The sequence below is a fragment of the Spirulina sp. CCNP1310 genome, from assembly GCF_034932185.1.
GTDB lineage: Bacteria > Cyanobacteriota > Cyanobacteriia > Cyanobacteriales > Spirulinaceae > Spirulina.
Genome location: NZ_JAYGHW010000095.1, coordinates 34881 through 59918 on the forward strand (window position 1 = coordinate 34881; position 25038 = coordinate 59918).

25 protein-coding genes are annotated in these 25038 nt (G+C 52.8%); 8 read left to right on the forward strand and 17 right to left on the reverse strand.

What is annotated here, in order from left to right; all coding sequences use genetic code 11:
* Positions 1–32: 32 nt before the first annotated feature.
* The 4 genes from atpB to VB712_RS17945 all read right to left on the reverse strand — a co-directional run bounded on the left by atpB (position 33) and on the right by VB712_RS17945 (position 4287).
* Positions 33–791 (reverse strand): F0F1 ATP synthase subunit A, encoded by a 759-nt coding sequence (gene atpB, locus VB712_RS17930; protein ID WP_323257238.1) that lies wholly within the window; start codon positions 789–791, stop codon positions 33–35.
* Positions 792–859: 68 nt separating this feature from the next.
* On the reverse strand, positions 860–1216 hold the full coding sequence (locus VB712_RS17935; RefSeq protein WP_323257240.1) for an ATP synthase subunit I: 357 nt from the start codon (positions 1214–1216) through the stop codon (positions 860–862).
* A 481-nt stretch (positions 1217–1697) separates the two neighbouring features.
* Positions 1698–2876, reverse strand: a complete 1179-nt coding sequence (locus VB712_RS17940; RefSeq protein WP_323257243.1) for a class I SAM-dependent methyltransferase — start codon at positions 2874–2876, stop codon at positions 1698–1700.
* A 25-nt stretch (positions 2877–2901) separates the two neighbouring features.
* Positions 2902–4287 (reverse strand): IctB family putative bicarbonate transporter, encoded by a 1386-nt coding sequence (locus tag VB712_RS17945; protein WP_416236391.1) that lies wholly within the window; start codon positions 4285–4287, stop codon positions 2902–2904.
* Between the two features lie 90 nt (positions 4288–4377).
* Between VB712_RS17945 and fabG the strand changes: the two genes are divergently transcribed.
* Positions 4378–5142 (forward strand): 3-oxoacyl-[acyl-carrier-protein] reductase, encoded by a 765-nt coding sequence (gene fabG, locus VB712_RS17950; protein ID WP_323257247.1) that lies wholly within the window; start codon positions 4378–4380, stop codon positions 5140–5142.
* Between the two features lie 90 nt (positions 5143–5232).
* A complete protein-coding gene (locus tag VB712_RS17955) occupies positions 5233–5955 on the forward strand; it encodes a 16S rRNA (uracil(1498)-N(3))-methyltransferase (protein WP_323257249.1) in 723 nt (240 codons plus the stop codon).
* 63 nt (positions 5956–6018) lie between these two features.
* Here the strand turns inward: VB712_RS17955 and VB712_RS17960 are convergent, their stop codons facing one another.
* From VB712_RS17960 to recF, 5 genes are all read right to left on the reverse strand, one after another.
* Complete coding sequence (locus tag VB712_RS17960; protein WP_323257252.1) at positions 6019–7527, reverse strand: methyl-accepting chemotaxis protein; 1509 nt, start codon at positions 7525–7527, stop codon at positions 6019–6021.
* Positions 7528–7627: 100 nt separating this feature from the next.
* On the reverse strand, positions 7628–8755 hold the full coding sequence (locus VB712_RS17965) for a chemotaxis protein CheW (RefSeq protein ID WP_323257254.1): 1128 nt from the start codon (positions 8753–8755) through the stop codon (positions 7628–7630).
* A gap of 273 nt (positions 8756–9028) precedes the next feature.
* Entirely contained in the window at positions 9029–10513 is a 1485-nt protein-coding gene (locus VB712_RS17970; protein WP_323257255.1) for a CheR family methyltransferase, read from the reverse strand.
* A gap of 36 nt (positions 10514–10549) precedes the next feature.
* Complete coding sequence (locus tag VB712_RS17975) at positions 10550–12955, reverse strand: ATP-binding protein (RefSeq protein ID WP_323257256.1); 2406 nt, start codon at positions 12953–12955, stop codon at positions 10550–10552.
* 366 nt (positions 12956–13321) lie between these two features.
* Positions 13322–14434, reverse strand: coding sequence for a DNA replication/repair protein RecF (recF, locus tag VB712_RS17980; RefSeq protein WP_416236392.1), 1113 nt, complete (start codon positions 14432–14434; stop codon positions 13322–13324).
* A gap of 176 nt (positions 14435–14610) precedes the next feature.
* Between recF and VB712_RS17985 the strand changes: the two genes are divergently transcribed.
* Positions 14611–15630: a ligand-binding sensor domain-containing protein gene (locus VB712_RS17985; protein WP_323257260.1), complete on the forward strand. Its 1020-nt coding sequence runs from the start codon at positions 14611–14613 to the stop codon at positions 15628–15630.
* Positions 15631–15640: 10 nt separating this feature from the next.
* On the forward strand, positions 15641–16597 hold the full coding sequence (locus VB712_RS17990; RefSeq protein ID WP_323257262.1) for a glycosyltransferase family 2 protein: 957 nt from the start codon (positions 15641–15643) through the stop codon (positions 16595–16597).
* On the opposite strand, the gene VB712_RS17995 is transcribed toward VB712_RS17990, so the two are convergent.
* The 5 genes from VB712_RS17995 to VB712_RS18015 form a co-directional block, all read right to left on the reverse strand.
* Positions 16573–17373, reverse strand: a complete 801-nt coding sequence (locus VB712_RS17995; protein WP_323257264.1) for a choice-of-anchor K domain-containing protein — start codon at positions 17371–17373, stop codon at positions 16573–16575. The two genes, VB712_RS17990 and VB712_RS17995, sit on opposite strands and share 25 nt — an antisense overlap.
* Before the next feature lie 74 nt (positions 17374–17447).
* A complete protein-coding gene (locus VB712_RS18000) occupies positions 17448–18083 on the reverse strand; it encodes a DedA family protein (RefSeq protein WP_323257266.1) in 636 nt (211 codons plus the stop codon).
* Between the two features lie 82 nt (positions 18084–18165).
* Complete coding sequence (locus tag VB712_RS18005; protein ID WP_323257268.1) at positions 18166–19404, reverse strand: sensor histidine kinase; 1239 nt, start codon at positions 19402–19404, stop codon at positions 18166–18168.
* Positions 19394–19798 (reverse strand): response regulator, encoded by a 405-nt coding sequence (locus VB712_RS18010; protein ID WP_323257270.1) that lies wholly within the window; start codon positions 19796–19798, stop codon positions 19394–19396. Before VB712_RS18010 ends, VB712_RS18005 begins: the two co-directional genes overlap by 11 nt.
* An 89-nt stretch (positions 19799–19887) precedes the next feature.
* Positions 19888–20505: a TVP38/TMEM64 family protein gene (locus VB712_RS18015; RefSeq protein WP_323257272.1), complete on the reverse strand. Its 618-nt coding sequence runs from the start codon at positions 20503–20505 to the stop codon at positions 19888–19890.
* Positions 20506–20737: 232 nt separating this feature from the next.
* On the opposite strand from VB712_RS18015, the gene rpsP reads away from it, so the two are divergent.
* The 4 genes from rpsP to VB712_RS18035 are packed head-to-tail and all read left to right on the forward strand — an operon-like array spanning position 20738 to position 23197.
* A complete protein-coding gene (rpsP, locus tag VB712_RS18020; RefSeq protein WP_323257274.1) occupies positions 20738–20989 on the forward strand; it encodes a 30S ribosomal protein S16 in 252 nt (83 codons plus the stop codon).
* Positions 20989–21393, forward strand: a complete 405-nt coding sequence (locus tag VB712_RS18025) for a KH domain-containing protein (protein ID WP_323257276.1) — start codon at positions 20989–20991, stop codon at positions 21391–21393. Before rpsP ends, VB712_RS18025 begins: the two co-directional genes overlap by 1 nt.
* Complete coding sequence (locus tag VB712_RS18030; protein WP_323257278.1) at positions 21390–22346, forward strand: PhoH family protein; 957 nt, start codon at positions 21390–21392, stop codon at positions 22344–22346. The genes VB712_RS18025 and VB712_RS18030 overlap by 4 nt, the downstream gene beginning before the upstream one ends.
* Positions 22346–23197, forward strand: a complete 852-nt coding sequence (locus VB712_RS18035) for an FkbM family methyltransferase (RefSeq protein WP_323257280.1) — start codon at positions 22346–22348, stop codon at positions 23195–23197. The genes VB712_RS18030 and VB712_RS18035 overlap by 1 nt, the downstream gene beginning before the upstream one ends.
* Here the strand turns inward: VB712_RS18035 and VB712_RS18040 are convergent.
* The 3 genes from VB712_RS18040 to map form a co-directional block, all read right to left on the reverse strand.
* On the reverse strand, positions 23194–23724 hold the full coding sequence (locus VB712_RS18040) for a hypothetical protein (RefSeq protein WP_323257282.1): 531 nt from the start codon (positions 23722–23724) through the stop codon (positions 23194–23196). The genes VB712_RS18035 and VB712_RS18040 overlap by 4 nt on opposite strands.
* 134 nt (positions 23725–23858) lie before the next feature.
* A complete protein-coding gene (locus VB712_RS18045) occupies positions 23859–24140 on the reverse strand; it encodes a DUF4090 family protein (RefSeq protein ID WP_323257284.1) in 282 nt (93 codons plus the stop codon).
* Between the two features lie 53 nt (positions 24141–24193).
* The gene (gene map / locus VB712_RS18050; RefSeq protein ID WP_323257286.1) at positions 24194–25021 is read right to left on the reverse strand and encodes a type I methionyl aminopeptidase; all 828 of its coding nucleotides are present in this window, start codon (positions 25019–25021) and stop codon (positions 24194–24196) included.
* Between the last annotated feature and the right edge of the window lie 17 nt (positions 25022–25038).

Consider the following 25038-nt stretch of genomic DNA (forward strand, 5'->3'; position numbering starts at 1 on the left):
AAATCCACAGATCAACCCACTTTTAAAGGCGACTAATCGTGGTGCTCTTCACCGCCGTGGCCTTCGATCGCCTCACCAATGTAGGCAGCCGCCAAGGTAGCAAAGATCAAGGCTTGGATCGCACTTGTGAACAGCCCCAAGGCCATTACCGGCAGGGGAATAAACAAGGGAACCAGCAAGACCAGCACGGCAACCACCAATTCATCCGCGAGAATATTCCCGAATAAACGGAAACTCAGGGAAAGAGGTTTGGTAAAGTCTTCGAGGATATTGATCGGCAGTAAGATCGGGGTAGGTTCAATATACTTGGTTAAGTACCCCAGCCCACGCTTTTTGAATCCTGCGTAGAAGTAAGCCAGCGAGGTCAGCAACGCCAGAGCAACAGTGGTGTTGATGTCGTTGGTGGGCGCAGCCAGTTCACCAGCGGGCAAATGGAGCACCTTCCAGGGCATTAATGCGCCAGACCAGTTGGACACGAAAATGAACAAAAAGAGCGTACCCACAAAGGGAACCCAGGGCCGATACTCTTTCTCGCCAATCTGGTTTTTCACCAGATCCCGCAAGAATTCGAGCGCGTATTCCATGAGGTTCTGTGCCCCACTGGGTACCCTTTGAATGCTGCGAGTTGCGGCGATCGAGATGAGCACCAAGACGGCAATGACAAACCAAGAGGCCAAGAAAACCTGACCATGAACCTTGAGGCTGCCAATTTCCCAGTAAAAGTGTTTACCAACTTCGAGTTCAGCTAAAGGGAAGAAGGTGAGACCCTTCAAACCAGTGAGAATTTCCATTGGGCGTTAATTTCCCCAACTTTTTAAGGACAACCTAGGATGAGCTTATCCCCTAACCAGTACCACACTTATCGAGATGAAGCCGACGCGAAGGTTGACTGCACTGTATAGATAATAATGGCGGCTTTGTAGGTGATAAATCCTAGAAATATGGGCACAAGATGCAGTTGATGCCATTGGGTGGCGATGACGATTAACCCGATAAAGGGGGCTAACCGACCGGAGCCGATGCGCTTTTGCTGGACACCCATCCGCTCCACATCACGGGCGAGCATTCTGAGATAAACAACTCCCACACAGGCCCCAATTAAATAATTGAGAGCTATATTGAGGGAATAGGCGATCCAAGTTGAGACAAACGCAATTAGGGTAATGGCGATCGTCACCAGCAGCAGAGCCTGCTTAAGCTGGTAATAGTCTTGCATAGTAGCAATAGACGCTTGGCTTGGCGACTCAGAAGCAGCCAGTGGAGCTTCGGGCGGTGCATTTAGGTTCGACTCGTTCACCATTTGGCTCTGTCATGGGTTTACAGCCGCAACCACAGCGCGGGGGAATGGTTAAAATCCTGGGGGTTCGATCCGAGAGGGAGCGATCCGATGGATTGAGCCATTAACAGCGGGTGAAAGGCGGGCTGTATGTGCCGATTTTCATGTGATGGCCCGGATATTTCGAGCCAAGTGAAATCTTATCATGGTGGGGGATCAATTCCTGAAAATTTGTTGATCCCCCCTGCCCCCCTTAAAAAGGGGGGTTCTGAATTTAACCCCCTTATTAAGGGGGTCGGCGTAGCCGGGGGGATCGTGAGCCTTAAAAGGAAGCAAGATCCCCCCTGCCCCCCTTAAAAAGGGGGGTTCTGAATTTAACCCCCTTATTAAGGGGGTCGGCGTAGCCGGGGGGATCGTGAGCCTAGGAAGTAGCCAGAATAATCAATTGCCGTTGCCAGAGGTGGCGGATCGTGGCCAGGTCTACGCCGGTTTGGGCGACGATCGCCCCCACTGTGCTCACCCCATCGCAGGCGGATAACGTGGCAAATTCAGGATCGCTTAACTGCACTAACTCATAATCATGGTTAAAGAGGCTATGGCTGGGCCAACCATGGAGGCAGGGGTGGAGGCGGGGGATTGCTGGCAACAAAACAGCATCCTCAGACCAATCCCATCGCTCCAGGGGAGGACGGGCCAGGAAAAATTCATAATGGGTGACGGCTTTGGGGTCGAGGTTTTCGATCAGTTGGTAGCGATCGCGCTCCCCCAACCCTTTAGCCCGCTCCATCAATTGGGGCGAATTTCCCAGTAACCGCTCCAGTTGCCAAAATTGGGGGTTAGAAAAGCCCACAAACTCCAACCCAGAAGCATCAATGAATTCAAACAGCGTCGGGATCGTGTAGTCCACCTCGCAGGGGTGAACGTACATATCCGCAAAACATTCATCCCGCTGATTTTCCCCTGCCCACCGTTCCTGTTCCCGTTGCACTAGGGGGTTATCGGGGGGCAATGTGGCGAAGAGTTCGCGCCCCAGGGCTACGCCGTCGCGGTAATCGCCCCGTTGCTCACCTTGGAGAAGGGCGATCGCCCCCTGCATCCGTTGAATCTCCCAACGCCCCAAGGCCCCATAAACAAAAATGTGCATCAAGCCCCCAGGGGCCAGCTTTTGCGCGAGGGATTGAATGCCAACAATGGGGTTGGGCAAATGGTGCAGCACCCCCACAGAATTAATCAGGTCAAATTCCCCCGGCAATTGGGTGGCAACTTCCTCAAGGAACATTTGCCGAAACTCCACCCGCGTTGCCCCCGATCGCCGACACCGTTCCCGCGCCACGGCTAAAGCGCCCTCGCTTAAATCAATGGCAGTAACTTGGGCTTGGGGGTTTAAATGCACTAAATAATCGGTGGTGTTTCCCGTGCCACAGCCCGCGTCAAGAATGCGAATATTGTCGCGATCGGGAGCGCGGCCGGTACAAAAACTATGGGCCGCCGTCCAACTCCACCGCCAGTTATAGCCAGGGGGGGGCGCATCGGAGAGGGGATCAGGGGGGAAAGGGTAGGTGTTGTAAAGTTGGGCAACAGCGGCACGGAGATCAGACATCGGTTTTGAGGAGATTGAGTAACAGTTAAGATTCAGCGGGATCGGGTTCAGGGGTCGGGACGGCAAACCCGGCCACGATCGCCACCATCAGCCACCAAAGGGTATTAATCACCGGGCGATACCACACCGTATCAAAACAGCCTTGGGTGAGCAGGGCTGCACCGCCAGCGATCGCCCCCATCAACCATAACCCCTGATCATCCCCCAACCGGCGCAACCGGCCAAGCTGATTTAATCCTTGGCTCAGGGTCAATATCAGCAACCAGAGGAAACTGGCAAAACCGAACCAGCCGATTTCGAGAATATGCTCTAAAAATACTGAATAGGCCCCTAGAGCATTTTCAAAGCCGGTGCGGGCATAGAGGGGATAAACCTTTTTAAATACGCCATTACCGGGGCCAATGCCCAAAATGGGAAAATCGCCAATCATCTTAAACACCGATTCCCAGACATTAATCCGGTAGTTATTGCTGCTATCGCCCCGGCCGGCAAAAATACTCATCACCCGCAACCGCACCGCCTCCACTGTCAAAATTGCCCCCAACACCGCCGCCCCAAAGGAGCCAAACACCAAGGGTAACAACCACCGTCGCCAAAATTGGGGCAGGGCGGCAGCGTACCAATAGCGGGCGAGGAGGAATAAAACCACGAGGGCGACCATTAAGCCCAACCATCCCCCCCGGCTGCCAGTGAAATAAAGGCAGGCCGTATTTAACACCACCATCATCCCGGCGAGGAGCTTAGGGAGCCAACCCTGCCACAGCAGAAGGGCGGCAATACTGAGGGTGATGGCGGGGAGGAGATAGCTGGAGAGTACATTGGGGTTGCCGAGATAGCTATAGACTCGCGTCGCATTGGCTAGGGGGGAGGTGGGATCATTCCAGGTGGCTAATTGATCAACGCCGTGGATTTGTTGGCGGAGGCCGTAGACGGTGACGACGAGGGCAAGATGAAGGTAGCTCGTGAGGAGCCAGTTCCGCCAGCGGGGCGATCGCAACACCTGGGCCGCTAACAGGAAAAAGCCCAAATAGAGGCTAAACCGGATCAATCCCGTTAATGCCAGCTTTTTCTCTGGGGAAAAGGCCGTCGAAAGCACCATCATGGCGAAATACAAGAGCAGGCCCCAATGGATGGGCGTAACGCTCTGGCGCTGATCATCGGTGAGAGTGAGCAATAACCAATAGGCCCCGGTGGCGATCAGTAGCACCCCGATCAAACCCGTATCAAAAAAGGGGGCGAAGCCTAGCACCAAAGCGATCAGCAGTACCCCCAAAGGTTCCGCCCATTGCAGCAGCCAACTCCCGGCCCGCCAATTCCCCCATAAACCAATAAGGCGATAGGCCAAACTGCCGGCCTGCCAACGGGCCAGGGGTAAGGTTTGTAACGTGAATCCTTGCCAAGCCGTCAGCATCGGCATTTCCCCTTGAAATTGCTGGATTGATTTTCGCGCCAAATTCGAGGAATGTAAAGAATGCACTGCTTGAACTTGGACATTAACCCTATGGAACGGCTCCCGGAATCATTGCAATATTTGGCGGGTAAAGTGGCGATCGTGACCGGCGCATCAAGGGGAATCGGGAAGGCGATCGCCCTCCATTTAGCGGCATCCGGTGCGAAAGTGGTCGTCAACTATGCCCAATCCAGCCCCGCCGCCGAGGCCGTTGTCGCCGAAATTGTTGCCGCTGGGGGGGAAGCGGTGGCCAAACAGGCGGACATTGCCCAAGGGGATCAGGTGGAGGACTTGATCGACAGCACCAAAAAAACATGGGGCAGTGTGGATGTATTGGTAAACAATGCCGGGATCACCCGCGACACGCTCCTGCTGCGTATGAAGCCTGAAGATTGGCAAGCGGTGATCGATCTCAACCTCACGGGCGTATTCCTCACCACCCGCGCCGTGAGTAAAATCATGCTCAAACAGCGCAGCGGCCGGATCATTAATATTGCCAGCGTTGCCGGCCAGATGGGCAACCCCGGCCAAGCCAACTACAGTGCCGCTAAAGCGGGGGTAATTGGCTTTACGAAAACCGTGGCCAAGGAACTGGCCAGCCGGGGCGTAACGGTGAATGCCGTCGCCCCTGGTTTTATTGAAACGGATATGACCCACGGCCTCAATAGTGATGAAATTTTGAAATTCATTCCTCTGGGTCGCTATGGCCAACCCGATGAAATTGCCGGAATGGTGCGGTTTTTAGCCGCTGATCCGGCGGCGGCCTATATTACCGGCCAAGTGTTTAACGTCGATGGTGGCATGGTGATGGCTTAGGACGGAAGTTGAGGGGAGAGAACCCGCAGGAGTACAATCAATCAGGATTGCGATTCAGCCTTGTCCATCGTCCCACAGCCCCCGTGACCCATGAGGCCCCATCTTTACCGTCTCACCATTGACCCTGCCCAATGTCAGGGGGAAACGGTAACACTTTTGGCTCCTCAGCACCATTATCTCTATCGGGTGGTGCGGTTGCGAGAAGGCGATCGCTGCGTTCTCCTCAATGGCCAGGGCCAGGGCTGGATCGCCCAATTAGCAGGGGAGCAAGCGCAATTGCTCGAATCCCTGACGCTCACTAACGAGTTACCCATTCCTCTCATGTTACTCGTCGCCCTCCCTAAGGGCAGCGGCTTTGAAGAGATTATCAGAGCCGGAACAGAATTGGGGGTAAGCGGGTTTGTGCCGGTGATCAGCGATCGCACCCTCCTCAAACCCAGCCCCCAAAAGCTGACTCGTTGGCAGCGCATTGCTCAGGAGGCGACGGAGCAATGTGAACGGGCGATTGTTCCCACGATTGCGCCCCCTCAACCTTGGGCTGAAGCCTTAACCCAAGCTCAGGGGTTGAAACTGCTGGCAACGGCACGGGGGAATCGCCCTGCCCTCCTCCAATCCCTCAAGGGCAAACCGGATCACATCAGCCTGGCCACCGGGCCCGAGGGGGGTTGGACAAGTAAAGAGGTGGAGGGGGCGATCGCCGCTGGCTTCCAACCCATTCATTTAGGGCCGCGCATTTTACGAGCCGTCACCGCCCCCATCGCCGCCGCCGCCATCATCGCGTCCTGGCAAGAGGGGGGAAGAATTGAGAATTGAGAATTGAGAATTGAGAACACTCAACGTTCCTCTTTCCTCTCTTCTCTATCCTCTTTTCTCCTCTTAAACCATATCCTTCAAAATTTCCGAGGCCTGTTGGAGTTGCTGCGTTCCCATCCGGGTTTGGCGAATGCCGTTAGCGGTTTCCTTTGCCCCTTGGTTAATACTATTCATCGCCTGCACCACCTGCTCAATGGCCGTCACCTGCTGCTTAATATTCAAGGAAATTTGCTGATTATTAATCACCACATTGTTAACAGCATCGGCAACTCCGGCAAAAGCAGAGGCTGTTTGTTGCGTACTTTGAACGCTAATTTCTACGGTTTTTGTCCCTTCATCCGTGACCATTACCGTTGAATTAATCGCGTGCTGAATATCTGTTACCAAATCATTAATTTTCTGCGCCGACTGCTTACTTTGATCCGCCAGCTTGCGAATTTCCGTCGCCACCACCGAGAAGCCTTTGCCATGCTCCCCAGCCCGCACCGCTTCCACCGCTGCATTCAGCGCCAACATATTGGTTTGATTCGCCAAATCCGAAACCAATTGGGAAATATTGCCGATCTGCCCCGTTTGCTCACTGAGGTGCAAAATTTGCTCGGCGATCGCACTCACCTTATCCCGCAATACCGTAATCCCTTCCAGGGTTTTGCCCACCGCAGCCGTCCCCCCATCGGTGAGGTTGAGGGCCTGTTGGGCGGCGCTGGTGGCCGCTTCCGCCTGTTGGGAAGATTGCCGCGAAGAAGCCCCCAATTCATCCATGGTGGTGGTGGTTTCGCTCACCGAGGCGGCCTGCTGGCTCGCGGTGCGCTCCTGTTGTTCAACGGTGGCGGCAATTTCGGTGGTGGAGGCCGCTAGGGTGTTGGCGGTTTCGTTGAGGCGTTGAGTAATATTGCGAATAATCCAGATCGAAGCAGCAATGGCAATGGCAATGGAAAGTGCCGCCGAACCAATCACCACCGTTACCAATGTATTGAGGGTATCCCGTTGATCCTGAAGCGTCTCTTCAACTAACTCAGTTTCACGATCTTGGACGATTTCAATTGCTTCCGTTAAATTGGTAATCTGCTCTCGGCCTCGGTTTTGTTGCCAAAAGGTGATTGATGCATCCTGCTGATTTTGATTAATCACCGCCCAGAGTCGTGCATTCACCTGCTTGTACTCATCCATCTGCTGCCGTAGTCTCACCAGATTATCCTGTTGCTCTGCATCAATCAGGAGGATCTCTAATTCATCTAAAATGTTATCGACATGCTGAAAGGCTTCTTCGTAGGCACGGCGGGATTCGTCATCTGCATCTAGAATCCCGCCCCGAACCGTTCGGGACATGACCTGGACATTCACCGCCAGATCACCAATTTGTTCAGAAACCTGGACGCGACGGGTAATCGATTGCTCTCCGGAACGCACCATCTGAACATTAAAAAAGACAGCCACCGCAGACAGGAGCGAAAGGACAATGGGAATGGCATAGCCGCCAATAATCCAAGTGCGGACTTTAAACCCTTGCAACTGTTTTTCTAGCAAGATGTTAGTGCGGGGATGGTCGGAGACTGAGGAAAGTTTATTCATAATGACCTTAATAGAAAAGGGATGAAAATGAGCAATGAGCTAGTGATGTCCTGAAGAAAAATATTGAGTCAAGCCTGAAGTTGGATCATGAATTGGACAATTAAGATTCATCCACCACAAGCTGGCCTTGATTGAGCAATTTAGGCAAGGCTAAAATGCTCATCATCCGGCCTTGGTAGGGGGTTTCACCGTCTAGGTATTCATCACTAATGCCATGGATCGCCGTGGGAACGGGGCAAATTTCTTCTGGGTTGAGCAGCACCACATCGAGAATTTCCGTAATTACCACCCCCACCACCAAATCTTCACAATCAACGATCATCGCCTGTTGTAAATTGTTGCTGTTTTGTAAAAAGGTACGGTTGGCAATGACTGGCGGCAGGTTCAGCACGGTGGAAATATCAATTAATGTGACAATTTCCCCCCGAAGATTGACATTACCAATGATATGGGAAGGAGCGCAGGGAATTGGCGTGATCCGTTTAATTTCCGTAAATTCCCGCACAATCCCTAAATCAATGCCAAATAACTCAGAGCCGAGGCGAATCACGGCTAAGGAAGCCCGGCCGCGATGGTCTTGGTTGTCCGGCACTTGGCGCAGATGGTCGGCGCGATCGCGCAGGATCTGCCGCTCCTCTGGGGTGGCATGGGGGAAAAACTGCCGCTGGCTTTGCAGTTGGCTTTCTAAATCCCCCAAGGTTTGGCGGAGATGATCCACCCCTTCAGCGGTGAGGGAAAACAGATCTTCTACCCCATGGCGGGCCCGCTCCGGAGGATGGAGCAACACCTGGGGACTGAGCAACACGATCAAGTCATCACCACTGTGGGCAATGCCGGTCTGTACCGGCTGCTGCTCCTGTTCCCAGCGATAGCGGGCCTTGGTGGTAATGTCGCGACTACTGAGCGATCGCACATCCTGCACCTGATTAACCAAAATCCCAAAGCGCTGGGCCTCATCTTGGAGGACAATAATGCGATCGCTGAGGTGGTAGGGCTGGGGTTGATAGCCCAAGCGTAAATTCACATCCATCACCGGAATCACTTCCCCCCGGAGATTTAAAACCCCAACAATATAGCGGGGTGCTTCTGGCACCGGGGTCAGTTCCGGTAAAAAGAAAATTTCATCCACCACCAAGCTATCTAAACCGTAGTAGGTTTGGTTAATACCAAAAATCAAGTAGGTGGTTTGCCCTGTGATCAGGGTATCGGCCATCAGAGAATCAGCCATCGTCAATCACCACATTATTTCAATCATGACAAAATACAAACTTTAATCAAATAATGTTAATTTACTTTGCTTTATTTGATTACTTCAACACCCTAAATTTATTCTATCGCAAAATCTCAAGGGGGTTGAGATTGCTATAGATTTGTATCTTTTTAAAGGGGGCAAAATTTTATTTCGTCCCCATAACCTGCATTTTTCTGTAGTAGGGTGCGTCAGACGAAAAAATGATGCTCGGAGTTGTTGAATTTCCCCTGACGCACCGAATCCTAAATATCATTCGCTTAATAAATTGGCGGGATCAATTTGTTCGATTAAATCCTGAACAGTCAAGTCTAAGCGCCCATCGACGCGACTTTGAGGGGGCAACTGCTGCAATAAAGCCAGGGCAGTTTGGCGCATTTTTTGGCCTCGGCTGGGATTGCCTTCTTGTTCATAGAGTTGACTGAGTTCGTAATAGGCCAAAATGGCAGTGGGTTCGAGATAAATAATTTTTTTGAATAATTGCTTGGCTCCTTCATTATCTCCTTGTTCTTCGGCAATTTGCGCCATCAGGTAATAAATTGCAATCGAAAGGGGTTCGAGTTTGAGGGCGGTTTGACAGGTGGCGATCGCCGCCTCGTATTGCCCCGCATTGGCCTCCAATTGCGCCTTCAGCAAATGGGCCGCAAAATTACGGCCATCCTGGGCTAACACCGCTTCAATTTTTTGGCGCGATCGCTGGTAATTCTTCTGTTGCAGACAAAATTCCGCTTCGGTGAGTAAATCCGCCACCGTCGGCGGGGGCATTGGGGAGGCGGTTGCCACCGGGAGCACAACGCGAGGGGCAGGGCGGGTTCTGGGTTCTGGGATCACCGGCATCGGTAAAGGGATAGGGGAATGGACAGGATGATGATCCCGCCGTTGATAGATCACCGATTCCGGGAAAAGGTGACTTTGGAAGGCGCTTAAATCCTGACCATATAACTCCGCATGACCCGTAACTAAATAACCATGGGGGCCTAAAGCCTGGGCAAACGTCCCCAAGGCGGTGGTAATCGCATCGAGGGAAAAATAGATAAACACATTGCGACAGACAATTAAATCAATGTCGGCGATCGCCATTTGCCGAGCCATCGGTTTAGCCAGATTAAAAGACTCAAACTGAACCATGGCGCGAATCTGCTGATCCAGTTGGAACCCCTCCCCGCAGGGTTGAAAATACCGCTGTTGAATCACGGGGGAGAGCGATCGCAACGACCATTGAGGGTAATAACCCTGTCGGGCCCGCTCCAACACCATGGGATTAATATCCGTCCCCAACACCTCATATTGCCAACCCGGCTCATGGGCCAACAACTGCCGCAGCAAAATCGCCAAAGAATAGGGTTCCTCCCCCGTCGAACAGCCCGCACTCCAAATCCGCAACTGTCGTTCCCGTCGTTTCGCCGCAATCAGCCGGGGCAACAACACCTGCTCAAGGAGTTGAAATTGGCCATGATCTCGGAAAAAATAGCTTTCAATATTGGTAAGAATCACCGTTAATTCCTGCCATTCTTGATGGCTTTGCTCCCCCAAACCCGTTAAATGAGCATAATAATCCTCAGGTCGTGGCATCCGCAGCTTAGTCATCCGCTGACCAATTTTGCGAGCAAACTCACTATAGTCCTGTTCTCGAATCCGAATGCCTGTCCGTTCATTGACCAATTCAATAAAGGGATAAAGCCAATGCTCCGGAAGGATAAGCTGTGAAAATGCCATGGCCGCAGAGAAAAAAAGCATAGTAAAGATCAAAAAAAGACGATAAAAATCAAAAATTTAGCTTTTACGGAAATCCGCCGCAGGTTGAACCGGAATTTGAATCGTAAAGATCGTTCCGCTTCCTGGTACAGAATCGCAGGTGATCCGACCATGGTGCTTTTCCACAATAATTTGATAACTAATCGCTAGCCCCAGTCCCGTACCTTTCCCCACTGGCTTGGTGGTAAAGAAGGGATCAAAAATATGACTCACGGTTTCCGGAGACATCCCTGAGCCATTATCCTGAAGCCGAATTAAGGCATCCCCTAGGGGTTCACCATCTCCGTTTTCGGGATGCTCTGGATCAGGCATAAATTCCGTTGAGATCGTAATTTGTCGAGGTTCAGGTTCATCCTCCATCGCATCAATGGCATTGGCAAGGATATTCATAAACACTTGATTGAGTTGGCCGGCATAGCAATCTACGGGGGGAAGATCACCATAGTTTTTAATGATTTCAATTTCGGCACGATTGCCTTTGGCTTTGAGGCGATTGTGCAAAATCAGGAGGGTGTTATCTAAGCCTTCGTGAATATCCACCGGCTTCATTTCCGCCTGATCTAATCGGGAGAAATTACGGAGGGATAGGACAATTTGCCGGATGCGCTCCGCGCCAATTTGCATCGAAGCCAAGGTTTTGGGGAGGTCTTCAATAATAAAATCCAAATCAATTTCATCTTCTAACTCACTTAATTTTTCGTTGTCGGGGAGATATTGGCGATAGGTTTCCACCAAACGCACCAGATCATTGACGTATTCACTGGTATAGCTCAAGTTACCGGAAATAAAATTAACGGGATTGTTAATTTCATGGGCAATACCGGCAATCATTTGCCCCAAGCTGGACATTTTTTCGGTTTGGATCAGTTGGGCTTGGGTGCGTTTGAGTTCCTGAAGCGTCAGTTCGATTTGTTGGGCTTGGGTTTGGGCGGCGAGGGCGGCGGCTCGGGTTTGGGCGAAGAGTTCCGCTTGATCAATGGCGAGGGCGAGTTGATCCACCACCGCTTGGAGCAGTTCTATTTCCTGTTCGCTCCAATGGCGCACGCCCCGCCGCTGGCTACAGGCGATCGCCCCTAAATGATCCGACCGGGTTTTTAAGGGCAGCAACAGCAGAGACTGAATTTCTAAATCCCGCAACAAATCCATTAACCCTTGGGCATCTTTACTGTTGAGGAAGGGCAACGGCGGCGGGTGTTGAATATCATCAATTCGTAACAATCGTTGCTGACCAATTTGTTCAGCGAGAAACGTGAGCCTTTCCGGGGGGCAGGTGGCGATCGCCTGGCCACAGTTGGTTTCCACCCCCGCCTCATGGCTGACCATTAAACTAACCATTTCCCCCTCCGTCCAACACCAAAGATAGGTGCAGCAATCCACATTCAACAATTGGCGGATCTCATGGACGGCAGTATCGAGGATCGTATTGAGGTCGAGGGAATTGCGGATCTGGTTGGCAAGACGAAAGAGCAAGGCCTCCCGGCGAGAGAGTAAGGCGGTGCGGGCCCAGCAGCGATCAATATCAATGGCCAAACTATCGGCGAGGGAGCCTAACCCCTCATAAACCAAGGGCCGGAGGGCTTGATAACTCCAGAGGGCCAACACGCCGATCAGACGCTCATCCAATACCATCGGATAGCCGACAAAATGGAGTTTGGTGGGGAGTTTTCCCGGTGCGGGTTCAAGGTTGCAAAAAACACTATCGTTGTCTTGGAGTGGGCGATGCACCGCCACGGCCCCCGATTGGAGGGGATCCCCAAAGGCGGGAAACACCAAGTCAACAACGGGCTTTTGGGTTTGGGCGATCATGCCAATGATCGAATGCTCTAGGGTTAAAACCGGCGATTGAAACAGCAGTGAACTCAGCAGCGGCTCACTGGTTTCGCCGTTGTAGCTGAACCCCTGACGCTCTAAATACTGGGCTTGGCTGTTATAGACCCAAATGGCGGCGATCGCCCCATCCAATTCATCAATAATCGCGTCGGTGCAATATTGTAAACTTTCCGCTAAACCATGGGCATGGACTAAAAACCGGCTCACCCGCCCCATCAGATGCCCCAAGCGAGACTGCTCCATCACATCCGCTTCCACCTGCTTGCGATCGGAAATATCCCGCAAAAAGACCAAAATCCCGCCATTTTCCCGTTGAATTTGTACATGGAGCCAACAATGGCCCAACACAGAAAACGCCTCAAAGTGGGACATCCCCCCTTGAGTCATAATCCGCCGATATTCCGATTCAAAGCTGGTGGCAAGGAGTTGGGGGAACTCTTCCCAGAGGTTATGGTGGAGTAAATCTGCCTGTGACCGGCCAAATAAGACCGTCGCCGCCCCATTGAGCATAACAAATCGCCACTGTTCATCTAAGCGAAAAACAGCATCAGAAGTATTTTCAAACACAGTCCCATCCATAACACTGACAATCACTCTTGGACTCCTACCCAGCAATGAACAATCGGGTGTAACTTTGGCTTAAGCAGTTCAACGCTACCGGGAAAAATCATAAGTTCGTCATTTTAACAGTTCTGACCGAGGGGAAAAGTTTCCAACGGGAGAATTATTTTGTTTCCCTGGAAACAATTTTTAACACAAGAAAACCCTGACCCTGGCTGGCGTAGCCCTGCACCTAGAATTGCCTACTCTGCCTTAGCCTAATTATCCGTGCTATCTGCACCGCTACGGGGATTTTCAGGATATCTTATTCAATTCCTTAATGAATTGTTAGGAAAACAACAAACTGAGGAGTGAGAGGAGAGGCGTGAGCATTGTGGGAGAAAGTTCTCTCTCTCCTCCTCACGGGGTAATTTGGCCCGCTTCAACGGTCAACTGTTGAGCGGCTTGCTGCCAAGCCCCATCAAACCCGGCAAGGTGGGTGGTGGTGATCACTGTTTGGAAGCGGTCTTGAATCGCTGCCAGGAGGTGATTTTGACGCTGTAAATCCAACTCGGCTAGGACATCATCCAGGAGCAGCAGGGGCGGCTCTCCCGTTACCGCCTCGATTAAATGTAACTCCGCCAGCTTAATGGCGAGAACAAGGGTACGCTGTTGTCCTTGGGAAGCGTAGCTTCGGGCGGGAATGTCATTGATTAACAGTTCAAGATCATCCCGGTGGGGGCCGACCATCGTTGTGCCGCGCTGGGTTTCCACGGTTTGCCGTTGTTGGATGCACGCCAAAAAGGCCTGTTGTACCTGTTGGGGATCGTCCGTTTGCCAAGGCACATTGGGACTGTAGGTGAGGGTTAAAATTTCCGGTTGACCGCTGATTTGGCTGTGCCAAGCTTGGGCGAGGGGGGCAAGGCGAGCGAGGACGCGGGCGCGGCGACGGGTGACGCGCCCACCATGGGCCGCCAGTTGGGCATCCCAGAGGGCAAGCTGTTGGGGGGAGAGGGTCTTTTCGCCGCGATGCTGGCGCAACAGTGCATTGCGTTGACGGAGCACATGGGTATATTCCTGCAAAATATGGGCATAGACGGGTTCTAGCTGGACAACGAGATTATCCAACCAACGACGGCGATCTTCCGGCGTTCCCCGCACCAAATCGAGATCAAGACTGGAAAATTGGACGGCGTTGAGGGTTCCGAGGGCATCGAGTTGACGTTTGAGGGGTTCGTGGTTGCGGCTGAGGGTACGGCGGCCCGGATGGCGCAAGGTGCAACCCAGTTCGACGGTGCTATAGCGTTGGGCAATGGTGGCGTTGATCTGGCTGCTGTCGGTGCTGTGGTGGATCAGGTCGCGATCGCGGCTGCTGCGGTGGCTTTTCAACGTTGCCAGGAGTTCGATGGCTTCGAGCAGGTTAGATTTCCCTTGGGCATTGTCACCGAGAATAATCGTTTTCGGGGCGGTAAACGTCAGGGCTTGATCGCGGTAGTTCCGAAAGTTGCGCAGATGGAGGTGTTGGAGATACATCGGGGGCGATCGCCGTCGGGATTCACAGGTCGGGGGCATTGCTTCAGCATACCCTCTGGCCGATCCCCCCATGCCACAAGTCCGAGCTTGGGTTAAACTTGATGGGCCCTTCGCAATCCAAAACCATGATCCGGCGGTTGGCCCCTCTGTGCGTGTTTTTGCTTCCCCTCCGGGCTGTGGGCGTTGCCCCATTACCCACTGCGGCCCAATGGCTCCCTGAACCAGAGCGACGCATTCCCCCCATTACCCCCAATGCGCCGCCCCCCGGCCTTCCCCCCATTCCCAGCGACCCCCTCCCCCCCGATGCCTTCGCCCGTGATTTCCGCGTCACTGCCCTCCAGCCCGATGCCCTCGATTCCCTGTGGATTGCTTCCTGGTTGGGCCTGGCCCGGATCAATCCCCACACTGGCCAGATCCTCGCCCGCGTCGGTTTAGCCAATTCCCGCCTTCAGGCCCTCGCCCTGGATCAGGTGGGGCGGGTTTGGGTGGGAACCAGTAGCGGCCTCATGCGGGTCGATCCCCAAACCGATGACGTAACCGCCTATAACCTGACGTTGCCCTCAAATCGGATTCTTTCTTTGTTGGTGGATCGGCGGGGTTTTCTCTGGGCGGGGGGCGATCGCGGTTTGAGTTTAATCAGCCCCGATCAGGGCTTAATGATGACCACCCTCCAAGCCCTCAGCGGCGTGAGTGCCAATGCCCTCACCCTCGATGATCAGGGTCAGTTGTGGGTGGGAACCTTAGAGGGCTTAGTCCAGGTGGATACCGCCAGCGCGTTTCCCTTGGCAATGATGAATAATTTGCCCGGCGGCATGGTGCAGGCCCTGGCCACTGCCCCCAATGGCCTAATTTGGGCGGGAACCCCCAACGCCCTGCTGGTGATTGACCCCCTTGAACGACGGATCACCCGTTCCGTCACCCCCTTTCGCGGCAAAAACGTCACCTCCCTTGCCTTTGCGGGCGATCGCACCCTCTGGGTCGGCACTGAAACCGGACTATTCCAAATCCAACCCGAAACCGGCGCAATTTTGGCCGAAATCGCCGGCCTCCCTTCGGCACAAATCCTCTCCATTGCCCCCGATACCGGCAATAAAATCTGGATCGGCACAGGGGAAGGTTTGGCTTGGATTAGTCAAACGAACGGTTTAGTGCGACCCCATGGGGGCTTTGTGGCCAATCCTCCGGCTCCGTTTTAGGGGAATATTTATGTTTTTTTCCATCGTCATCCCCACCTATAACCGCCTCCCCATCCTTACCAAATGCCTACGGGCTTTGGAGGCACAGGTCATTCCCCCTCATAGTCCGATTACCGGCTATGAAGTGGTTGTCGTCGATGATGGTTCGACGGATCAAACCGTGGCTTGGTTACAGGCTCATGATCAGGAATTTCCCCATCTTGTCCTTTTGGAGCAGGATCATGGCGGCCCGGCCTTGGCTCGGAACTTGGGGGTTCATCAAGCCCAAGGGGATTGGATTATTTTTATTGATAGTGATTTGGTTGTGACCCCTAGCTTTTTAGCGGCTCATTGTGAGGGGTTAACCCAGGGGCAGCGAGCAACGGGGGGCGATGGGTACGCGATCGCGGATCGCTGCTTTACCTATGGCGCGGTGATCAATACGGCCAATTTTGAGAATCCCACAGCGGAACCCTATAAGCTGACGGATTTTTCGGCGGCTTATTTTGCGACGGGGAATGTGGCGATCGCCAAGCATTGGCTCCACACCGCCGGTTTATTTGACCCGCAATTTCAACTCTACGGTTGGGAGGATTTGGAATTGGGGGTACGGCTGAAAAAGTTGGGTTTAAAGCTGATTAAATGCCCCGCCGCCGTCGGCTACCATTGGCATCCCGCCTTTACGCTGGCCCAAATTCCCCAAATGATTGATCAGGAAATCCAGCGGGGCCGCATGGGGGTCTTGTTTTACCAAAAACATCCCACTTGGGATGTGCGGATGATGATCCAAATGACCAGTCTCCATCGCGTCCTCTGGGGCCTGCTTTCCCTCGGCGGCTGGCTCAATGAGCGACGCATGGCCCCCCTATTGCAATGGTTAATCGATCAGGGCCGCCCCCGTCTCGCGTTGGAGGTGGCCCGGATTTTCCTCAATTGGTACAACGTCCAAGGGGTCTATGCCGCCTATCGGGAACGGCGGGCCGCCTGACGACGTTTTAAACCGATCCCCCCAAAGCCTGTCAACAGTAACGCGAGGATGGAAGTAGGTTCGGGAACGGCTTGGGGTTCGGGATCGGGTTCGGGACTGGGTTGGGGTTCGGGATCAGCGATCGCCACCGATTGTGGATCAACCACGAGCCGCCCCACCAAAAAGGCCGAGGAGGCTTTATATTCTTCCGTGATAAACGAGGTAACGGGGTTAAAGGTCTCAACGGTGCGACTAAAGCCCAGAAGTTCTAAGGTGTAGTTGTTATTGTCTTTGGTGAAGCTGGCCAAGCTAAAGGGGCTGGTGAAGTCGATCTTGTCGTCACAGGGAACGGTGCTGATCTGAAACACCGGACAATTAGCCAAACTCCAGGTATTGGGGGTTTCATCAATGGTGAAACCGTAGTTAAAGTTTTGCACCATGCCATCAATGGTCATCGCCAGTTGCAAAGATGCCCCATTGGCCCCAGTCCCACCATAGATCGGGAAGTTGAGATGGGTCAGTTGACCGAGGATGAAGTTATTGCCACTGCTAATCGTGGTATCGCTAGCGGCTCCAAAGTTAAAGCCACTTTGGCCGGAATAGGTGGCGGCTTCGCCCCAGCGGATGCTACTGGTTCCCACGCCGGAATAGTACCAAGAATCGCCGTTAATGCCTGTCCAAGTGCCGCTAATATCGGTGATGTTAAAAGTGACTGCCATTGCTGGCAGTGACATCAACAGAGTGACTGTCCCCGCGAGGAAGGAGGTACAGTGCGATCGCCATCTTGAAAAAATCATGGGTTTTTCTTCTAGAACAATTAACTTCACCCTAACCCCCGTTTGAGGGAATGACATTAGAGCTTTAACTTGATCTAGGAATCGCTGCCGGAAATTTCCGGTTTTTTGCGGGATTCGAGCCAAATCGTCAAGGCGATCGCCCCCACTACCCCCACCAAGGCGAGAACGCCAAACTGTGCCACCCACCCCACCAATTGGGCTAGAGGGATCAACCGCCCCACAAAAAAGGCCAACGTCACCATCAACACCGCCCACACCGTCGCCCCGCCTAAATTACAGAGCAAAAACTGACGGTAGGGCATTTGGGCAATCCCCGCCATTGGCCCGGCGAAAATCCGCAACAGCGCCACAAACCGGCCAAAAAATACCGCTCGCCCCGCATTGAGGCTGAACTGTTGGCGGGCAACCCGCAGTTGTGCTTCGGAAATGCGGAACCACCCCCCCACCCGCACCAGGAGCGGCCAGCCGCCCCATTTCCCCAACCAATAGCCACAGTTATCCCCCAGCACCGCCCCGGAGATGGCACTGGCCAGCACGCCCCAGTAGCTCAGATCGCCACTGCCCGCTAAAAACCCCCCGACGAGGGTAATCGTCTCACCGGGCAGGGGAATGCCCGTATTTTCTAAAGCAATACCGATAAAGATCACCCAATAGCCGTAGAGTTGGGCTAGGTCTTCCAAGCGATCGAGGGATAAGATTTCCACGGACATCCCTATTTACAAAAGTTCAATATCTTTCTCATCTTGACGCGATCCAGGCTAGGCTGTCAATGTCAAAATCAGTGCTTTGCCTTTAGGTTGGGGAACAATCGGAGCAATCGGATTGATGGGGTAGGGTGAAATAGATCGTTGTTCCGGCTCCAAGTTGCGATTCTGCCCAAATTTTACCGCCGTAGCGCTCGACAATTTTCTGGCAGGTGGCTAAACCAATCCCGGAACCGGGGGGGGATTCCTCTAACTGTACCCGATGGAACAGCTTAAAAATGCGATCGCATTCCTCCGAAGGGATCCCCCGACCATTATCACGGATCCCAAACCGCCAATATTCGCCGTCTGCTTCTACCCAAACGCGCACATCAGGAGGCAGATGGGGACGGGCAAACTTGAGGGCATTACTGAGAAGATTTTGCAAAAGTTGTAAAATTTGCGTGGCATTAACCACAAGGGTAGGCAGTGGCTCTACGGTGATTTGAGCTTGACTATTTTGGATACTAAATTGTAAGTTGGCTAACACTTCCCGCATCACACCATTACAATCAGTGGCTACAATCCGATGGGATTCAACCCCCACTTGAGCATAGGCGAGTAATCCTTCGATCATCTGTTGGAGGCGATCGCTTCCTGCGATAATTTTTTCCACATAAATCACGGCCGGGGGGTCGAGGCGATCGCCAAATTGCACCCGTAATAACTTGGCAAAACCCATAATACTCTGAAGCGGTTGGCGAAGATCATGGGCAATGGTAAAGGCAAATTGCTCCAGGGCTTCGTTGGAGCGAGTTAATTCATGATTGAGGGTTTTCAGTTTACGATTAGCCTGTCGTAAAGCGGTGGTGCGCTCTGCGACTTTGTGCTCTAAATATTGATTAAGTTCTGTGAGTACAGTATTTTTTTCTTCTAACTTTAAATCATGATTAAAACTGTGGAGGGCTTCCTGAACCGTCGTGATCAAGTCCTCTTTATTCCAAGGCTTGGTGATGTAGCGGTAGAGATTGGCCGCGTTAACCACATTCCCGACGGCATCGGCATTGGCTTGGCCCGTTAACATGATTTTAAAAATGCGCGGGTTTTGGGCATGGATTTTGATCAGCAAATCATCCCCTTTTAAGCCGGGCATAATATAATCTGCAATCACCACCGCCACCCGATGCTTATCCGCTGTTAATTCTGCGATCACTTCCAGTGCTTCTTCCCCATCCTGGGCTAATTCAATGATAAAATCTGGCCCAAGGGCATTCTCCAGTTCCGTTTGAATACTGCGTAAAATACTGGGTTCATCATCAACGCAAATAATCGCCAGTTTATGAGTCATGCTGAGAGAGGGCGGTAGAAATCAACGTCTGTAGTTCTAAGGCTTGCCAAGGTTTTTGGAGACAATAAAAGAGCTTTGCTTCGGTGTAGGTGCGCTGAATGGCCTGCTCATTGGCCTGGCCTGTCAACAGGATCGTGGTAATTTCTGGATAAATTTTGTGAATCCGGATTAAAAACTCATCGCCATTCATCCCAGGCATTAACCAATCAGAAACAATGAGCACGATCATGATGCCTTCTTGACGTAATTCGTCGATAATTTCAAAGGCTTCATCAGCACTTTCTGCAAACTCGCAGAGATACTGAGATGCTAATGTTGAGCGTAATTCAATCTCTAAGCTTTTGAGAATTGTGACTTCATCATCCACACAAAGAATCGCGGTATGGGGACTCATAGGCATTGGTATTCTGCACGGCTTCCCCACTATCCTAGCCCAAATGGTGGGCTTCCTTGCAGCGGGTGGGAAGTTGAAAGCTGATGGGGTTAGGGCTTGAAGCGTTGTCGTAGGGGTTCGTAAATGAGGGGGGCGATCGCCAGCAAACTCAGCAGGAACACGGCGAGGAAAAAGGGCTTCATCTGGCCCGTGGCTAGGGCGGTTTTGCCAGCGGCTCCCAAGCTGGCATACAAGATCGTACCGGGTAAAATCCCTACCGCCGTACCGATGGCATAGGGCTTTAAAGCAATGGGGGTGAGGCCAAAGAGAAAATTAACGATCGTAAAGGGGGAAATGGGAAAAAAGCGCACCGCCAACACGAAGGAGAGGGGCCGTTGCTCTACGGAACGACGGAACCAATGGAGACGTTTGTGCTGACCAAAACGACGTTCTGCCCAACTATGGCCATAGTAGCGGGCGAGGGAAAAGGCGGCGATCGCCCCCAGGGTTCCCCCCACCACCGACAGCACCGTCCCCCAAGCCGCTCCAAATACCAATCCCCCCGTCACCGCCAACACTGTGCCGGGAATGCCCATCACCGTTAACGTCACATGGGCCGCCAAAAAAGCCCCCATGCCCCCCTCTTCAATGAGATGAACCCACCGTTGATGATCCGTCAGCCAAGGGCGCAAGGGAGAACCCCAGAAGGTGATCAACCCCATGGCCATGACTATCAACCCGATCCATTTCCACCGCCTTGGCGATCGCCCCATGCTCTCTATCCTCAAAAATCACGATAACCCCAATCCTTCTAGCCACCGATGGAATCCCCCCTGTTGTAGCGAAACAGGGCCCCTGGATCAACACAGCCCCCGATCTTGTCCCTGTGAGTTTTCTTTTCCGGGCAAAATCCCGTACAATCGTAAGGCAAAACTGTTTATACAAACTCATTACCCTGCAATGATCAAGATTCGACTGAAGCGGTACGGCAAGAAACGGGAAGTCAGCTATCGGATTGTGGCCATGGACAGCCGCGTCCGCCGGGATGGCCGCCCCCTGGAAGAGTTGGGCTTTTATAACCCCCGCACCGATGAAACTCGTTTGAATGTGCCGGCGATCGTGGAGCGCCTCAAGCAAGGGGCCCAACCCACGGAAACCGTCCGTGACATTCTCACCAAGGCTCAGGTGTTTGAACAATTAAAAACCGCATAATGACGGATCGGCTCACAACAGAATTACCAGATTATGCGGCATTGGTGGAGTTTCTGATTGCTCCCCTCCTGGATAGCCCCGATACCCTACGGATTAACTGTGAATATGTCCGGGGCAAAACGGCGGTGTTGGTGAGGGTTGCCTTTGGAGAAGCGGATCAGGGTCGGGTGCTGGGACGGGGCGGCCGGAATATCGAAGCGGTGCGCACGGTTTTAACGGCAACCGCTGAAAATGCTGGTCAAACGGCTCGCCTGGAGGTGTTTGGCAGTCCCCGACCGGAAAGGGAAGACCGAGACCATCACCATCGCCCCGATGGAAATTCACCAGATCGCGAAATCCAGGTTAAACGGCCCTTAACGGAGCGGCCCACCAAACCTCGCCGCCTCGATGCCGAATCACAATGAGCGAGATGATTTCGTTCCCCAGTCCTGAAAGTGCGATCGCCTTTGCTGGGATTGGGGAAAGCCATTTAAAACTCTTGGCCCGCCATACCGGGGTGAACTTGGTGTTGCGGGGTCAGGATTTGGTGATGACGGGGCAACCGAAGGCGATCGCCCGTTGTGCGGCGGTGGTGCGATCGCTCCAACCCCTGTGGGAAACGGGCCAAACCCTAGGGGAGCCGGATATTCTCACCGCCTTCCACGCCGTCGATACGGGCCGCGAGGAAGACTATCAAGATTTACAAAAAAATATCCTCGCCACCACCCGGCGAGGGATTCCCATTCGTGCGAAAACCTTTCGTCAGCGGCAATATATCCAAGCGATCCGCAGTCATGATGTGGTGTTTTGCATCGGCCCGGCGGGAACGGGCAAAACCTTTCTCGCTGCCGTGTTAGCGGTGCAAGCTCTCCTCAAGGATGAATGTGAGCGAATTATCCTCACCCGGCCCGCTGTGGAAGCGGGGGAACGGTTGGGGTTTTTACCGGGGGATTTGCAACAAAAGGTAGACCCGTTTTTACGTCCCCTTTATGATGCCCTGTATGAATTTATCGATCCCGAAAAGATCCCCGATCTGATGGAGCGGGGCAAAATCGAAGTGGCTCCCCTGGCCTATATGCGGGGGCGGACGCTCAAAAATGCCTTTGTCATTGTCGATGAGGCCCAAAACACCACCCCCGCCCAGTTGAAAATGGTGTTAACCCGTTTGGGGCAAAGTTCGCGCATGGTGGTGACGGGGGATGTTACCCAAACCGACCTCCCCCAACAACAGGATTCCGGTTTAGTCGTGGCCCAAAGGATTTTAAAATCTGTAGAAGGCATTGCCTTTTGCCAACTCTCAGCAGCGGACGTGGTGCGTCATCCTTTGGTGCAGCGCATTGTCGCCGCCTATGAACAGCACGAAACCCGTGGGAAATAATGCGTAAACTCTTGGCGGCCTTGAAGTTAAAGTTAGTTCTCCTCAATCAGGTCTGGATGGGGCGATTGCTTCAAAAAATGCTGGGGCCTCATGTCACTGCCTTAGTGGTTAAAACTGAGAATGGCCAGTTTGCCATTGCCCCAGATGACTATGAGATTGGCAAAGCGTTGCGGAAAAAAGGGCGATACGGTCAAACCGAAGTTGAAACCCTCAAACCTTATTTAATGCCCCAAAGCCGAGTCTTAATCGTTGGCGCTCATATTGGCACATTGGTTATCCCCATTGCCCATCAGGTGGCTGAGGTGGTGGCTGTTGAGGCAAATCCCGCGACCTATGGTTTATTGACGATGAATCTGGCTTTAAATCACATCACCAATTGCCAGGCGATTAATATCGCTGCTAGTAATCAGACAGAAACTTTGGAATTCTTAATCAACCGCGCTAATTCCGGCGGGACAAAACGGGTTCCTCAATTGAAGAAATTTATCTACTATTACGATCAGCCTGAAATTCAACGGATTCCAGCAGTGAGTTTGGATGAATATTTGGCAGATCAAGCTTTTGATGTGATTTTAATGGACATTGAGGGATCGGAGTATTTTGCGCTGTTGGGAATGCAACGGTTACTCAGTCATGCTCAGGCGTTGATGGTGGAGTTTTTACCCCACCATTTAACCAATGTCAGTGGGGTGACGGTGGCGGAGTTTGTGGGGGCGATCGCTCCCCATTTTTCCCACCTCACGATTCCCTCCCAGGGAATCGTGTTAGAGCAAAGGGATTTTATCCCCCACCTGGAGGCAATGGTAATCGCTCAACAGGGTGATGATGGCATCCTGTTTAGGAAGGATTAAGCCAATTGTCGCTGGGCCAGTTGGGCCTGGGCAAAGGCGCGGACTTGGGGATCATTGTCGTTTTCGGCGCGATCGCCTACAAATTCCCAGGTTTGGGGTACATCGGCATATTGCTCAATCATCACCGTAAGGGCGCAAAGGCGGGGATTCACTTCATCGGGGGTTTGACGACGGAAGCGATCGGCAAAGGCACATTTAGAAAGAATTTCATAAACATTAAAGGCATCCCGCCAACCGCGCACCAGTTCTTGCACCGCTAAGGCGCGAATGATCGGGTTTTGGGCATATTGGGCGTAGGTTTTAAACCAATTGAGGGTTTCCACCTCGTCTTTACCGTAGTGAGCCAAGGCGCGAATGGCCACCGACAACACCCCCGGATCGCTTTCCGCTTTAATCCAATCCTTGAGATCTTCTAAAAATGTGGGTTGTGAAGTGAGGTGAGGGAGGGCAGTTTGCAGGGCGATCGCCCGTTCACGGGGGGGGGCAATCGCTTGCAGTGTGGCGAGGGTTGGGGAAGAGATAGACATTGTTTGTAGATACCAAGAGGGAGCCGCTGGCCTTGGAGCAAACCCTGCTCCATTGAGCAACATTTTAAAGGCAAACTTCCACAAGCCACTCAATACCCTGTCGGGGCGAAAAATTTTTCGCCCCCTTGCCCGGCTTAACCGCCGTAGTAGAACAAAATTTCTTTCTCTTTGAGCGGGGGGAATTCCGCATCCAGAAGACGCTGATTCAGTTCCGCCTGAGAAAGGTGTTTCGCCCCAATGCGGACAATGCGCGATCGCATCGTATTGGTCACGCCGCTGCGTTGGCGATCGCCCTCCAGCGCCATCACATCTTGATAAAGCTTTAATTTGGCGGCAGGGATAGGGCTACCGTCGAGGTCGAGGCCCTGGGCAATGGCAACATCGACAGCATCTGCGCCCGTGGTTTGATCGGCCATGGTGAATGATTTAAAAATGAGAGAACTTCGCCATTGTCCCATTGCAACGGGCTTTAAACCAAATTGCGATCGGTGAGGATTTCGTAGCCCGTGGCGGTGACTAACACCGTATGTTCAAACTGAGCCGAAAGGCGGCGATCAGCCGTAACCACCATCCAGCGATCGCGCAATGTCCGCGTCACCTTTGACCCCGCATTGATAATTGGCTCAATGGCCAACGTCATCCCCGCTTTAAGCGTCACCTTCGGAAGATCCGGCGTGCGGGTATGAAACACCGCTGGCGGTTCATGCAAATTGCGCCCCACCCCATGGCCGGTAAAATCATCCACAACGCTATAGCCGTGGGGGGTGACAAAATCCTCAATGGCGGCGGCAATATCAAAAAGGGAATTCCCCGGCTTCATCTGCTCAATGCCTTGGTATAACGCCGCTTCCGCCACCTTCATTAACTGGGCAGCATCGGGTTTTATCCTACCAATGGCGATCGTGATACAGGAATCGCCATGATAACCGTCCTTAAACGCCCCCGTATCCACCTTGAGCAGATCCCCCTCCCGTAATATCACCTTTTTATGGGGAATCCCATGCACCACCTCATGGTTTAAACAGGCACAGATCGAAGCCGGAAAACCGTGATACCCCTTAAAACTAGGCGTTGCCCCCTCCGCCCGAATCCGCTCCTCGGCGTAGGCATCGAGATCGGCGGTACTCATTCCCGGCCGAGCCAAAGCAGCAATTTCCTTCAACACCGTGGCGACAATCCGCCCGGATTCCCGCATCCGCTCCACCTCTAACGCTGATTTCAATTCAATTCCGCGACGGCTACGGCCCATCGGGGGCAAGGCGGAACGCGAGGCAAAGAGTTGGGTCAAGAAGTTCATCACCAATGGGGAAACAC

Coding starts and splice junctions, on each gene's coding strand:
- atpB (WP_323257238.1), bottom strand. CDS start 791: ATGGAAATTCTCACTGGTTTGAAGGGTCTCACCTTCTTCCCTTTAGCT.
- VB712_RS17935 (WP_323257240.1), bottom strand. CDS start 1,216: ATGCAAGACTATTACCAGCTTAAGCAGGCTCTGCTGCTGGTGACGATC.
- VB712_RS17940 (WP_323257243.1), bottom strand. CDS start 2,876: ATGTCTGATCTCCGTGCCGCTGTTGCCCAACTTTACAACACCTACCCT.
- VB712_RS17945 (WP_416236391.1), bottom strand. CDS start 4,287: ATGCTGACGGCTTGGCAAGGATTCACGTTACAAACCTTACCCCTGGCC.
- fabG (WP_323257247.1), top strand. CDS start 4,378: ATGGAACGGCTCCCGGAATCATTGCAATATTTGGCGGGTAAAGTGGCG.
- VB712_RS17955 (WP_323257249.1), top strand. CDS start 5,233: ATGAGGCCCCATCTTTACCGTCTCACCATTGACCCTGCCCAATGTCAG.
- VB712_RS17960 (WP_323257252.1), bottom strand. CDS start 7,527: ATGAATAAACTTTCCTCAGTCTCCGACCATCCCCGCACTAACATCTTG.
- VB712_RS17965 (WP_323257254.1), bottom strand. CDS start 8,755: ATGGCTGATTCTCTGATGGCCGATACCCTGATCACAGGGCAAACCACC.
- VB712_RS17970 (WP_323257255.1), bottom strand. CDS start 10,513: ATGCTTTTTTTCTCTGCGGCCATGGCATTTTCACAGCTTATCCTTCCG.
- recF (WP_416236392.1), bottom strand. CDS start 14,434: ATGTATCTCCAACACCTCCATCTGCGCAACTTTCGGAACTACCGCGAT.
- VB712_RS17990 (WP_323257262.1), top strand. CDS start 15,641: ATGTTTTTTTCCATCGTCATCCCCACCTATAACCGCCTCCCCATCCTT.
- VB712_RS17995 (WP_323257264.1), bottom strand. CDS start 17,373: ATGATTTTTTCAAGATGGCGATCGCACTGTACCTCCTTCCTCGCGGGG.
- VB712_RS18000 (WP_323257266.1), bottom strand. CDS start 18,083: ATGTCCGTGGAAATCTTATCCCTCGATCGCTTGGAAGACCTAGCCCAA.
- VB712_RS18005 (WP_323257268.1), bottom strand. CDS start 19,404: ATGACTCATAAACTGGCGATTATTTGCGTTGATGATGAACCCAGTATT.
- VB712_RS18010 (WP_323257270.1), bottom strand. CDS start 19,798: ATGAGTCCCCATACCGCGATTCTTTGTGTGGATGATGAAGTCACAATT.
- VB712_RS18015 (WP_323257272.1), bottom strand. CDS start 20,505: ATGGCCATGGGGTTGATCACCTTCTGGGGTTCTCCCTTGCGCCCTTGG.
- rpsP (WP_323257274.1), top strand. CDS start 20,738: ATGATCAAGATTCGACTGAAGCGGTACGGCAAGAAACGGGAAGTCAGC.
- VB712_RS18025 (WP_323257276.1), top strand. CDS start 20,989: ATGACGGATCGGCTCACAACAGAATTACCAGATTATGCGGCATTGGTG.
- VB712_RS18030 (WP_323257278.1), top strand. CDS start 21,390: ATGAGCGAGATGATTTCGTTCCCCAGTCCTGAAAGTGCGATCGCCTTT.
- VB712_RS18035 (WP_323257280.1), top strand. CDS start 22,346: ATGCGTAAACTCTTGGCGGCCTTGAAGTTAAAGTTAGTTCTCCTCAAT.
- VB712_RS18040 (WP_323257282.1), bottom strand. CDS start 23,724: ATGTCTATCTCTTCCCCAACCCTCGCCACACTGCAAGCGATTGCCCCC.
- VB712_RS18045 (WP_323257284.1), bottom strand. CDS start 24,140: ATGGCCGATCAAACCACGGGCGCAGATGCTGTCGATGTTGCCATTGCC.
- map (WP_323257286.1), bottom strand. CDS start 25,021: ATGAACTTCTTGACCCAACTCTTTGCCTCGCGTTCCGCCTTGCCCCCG.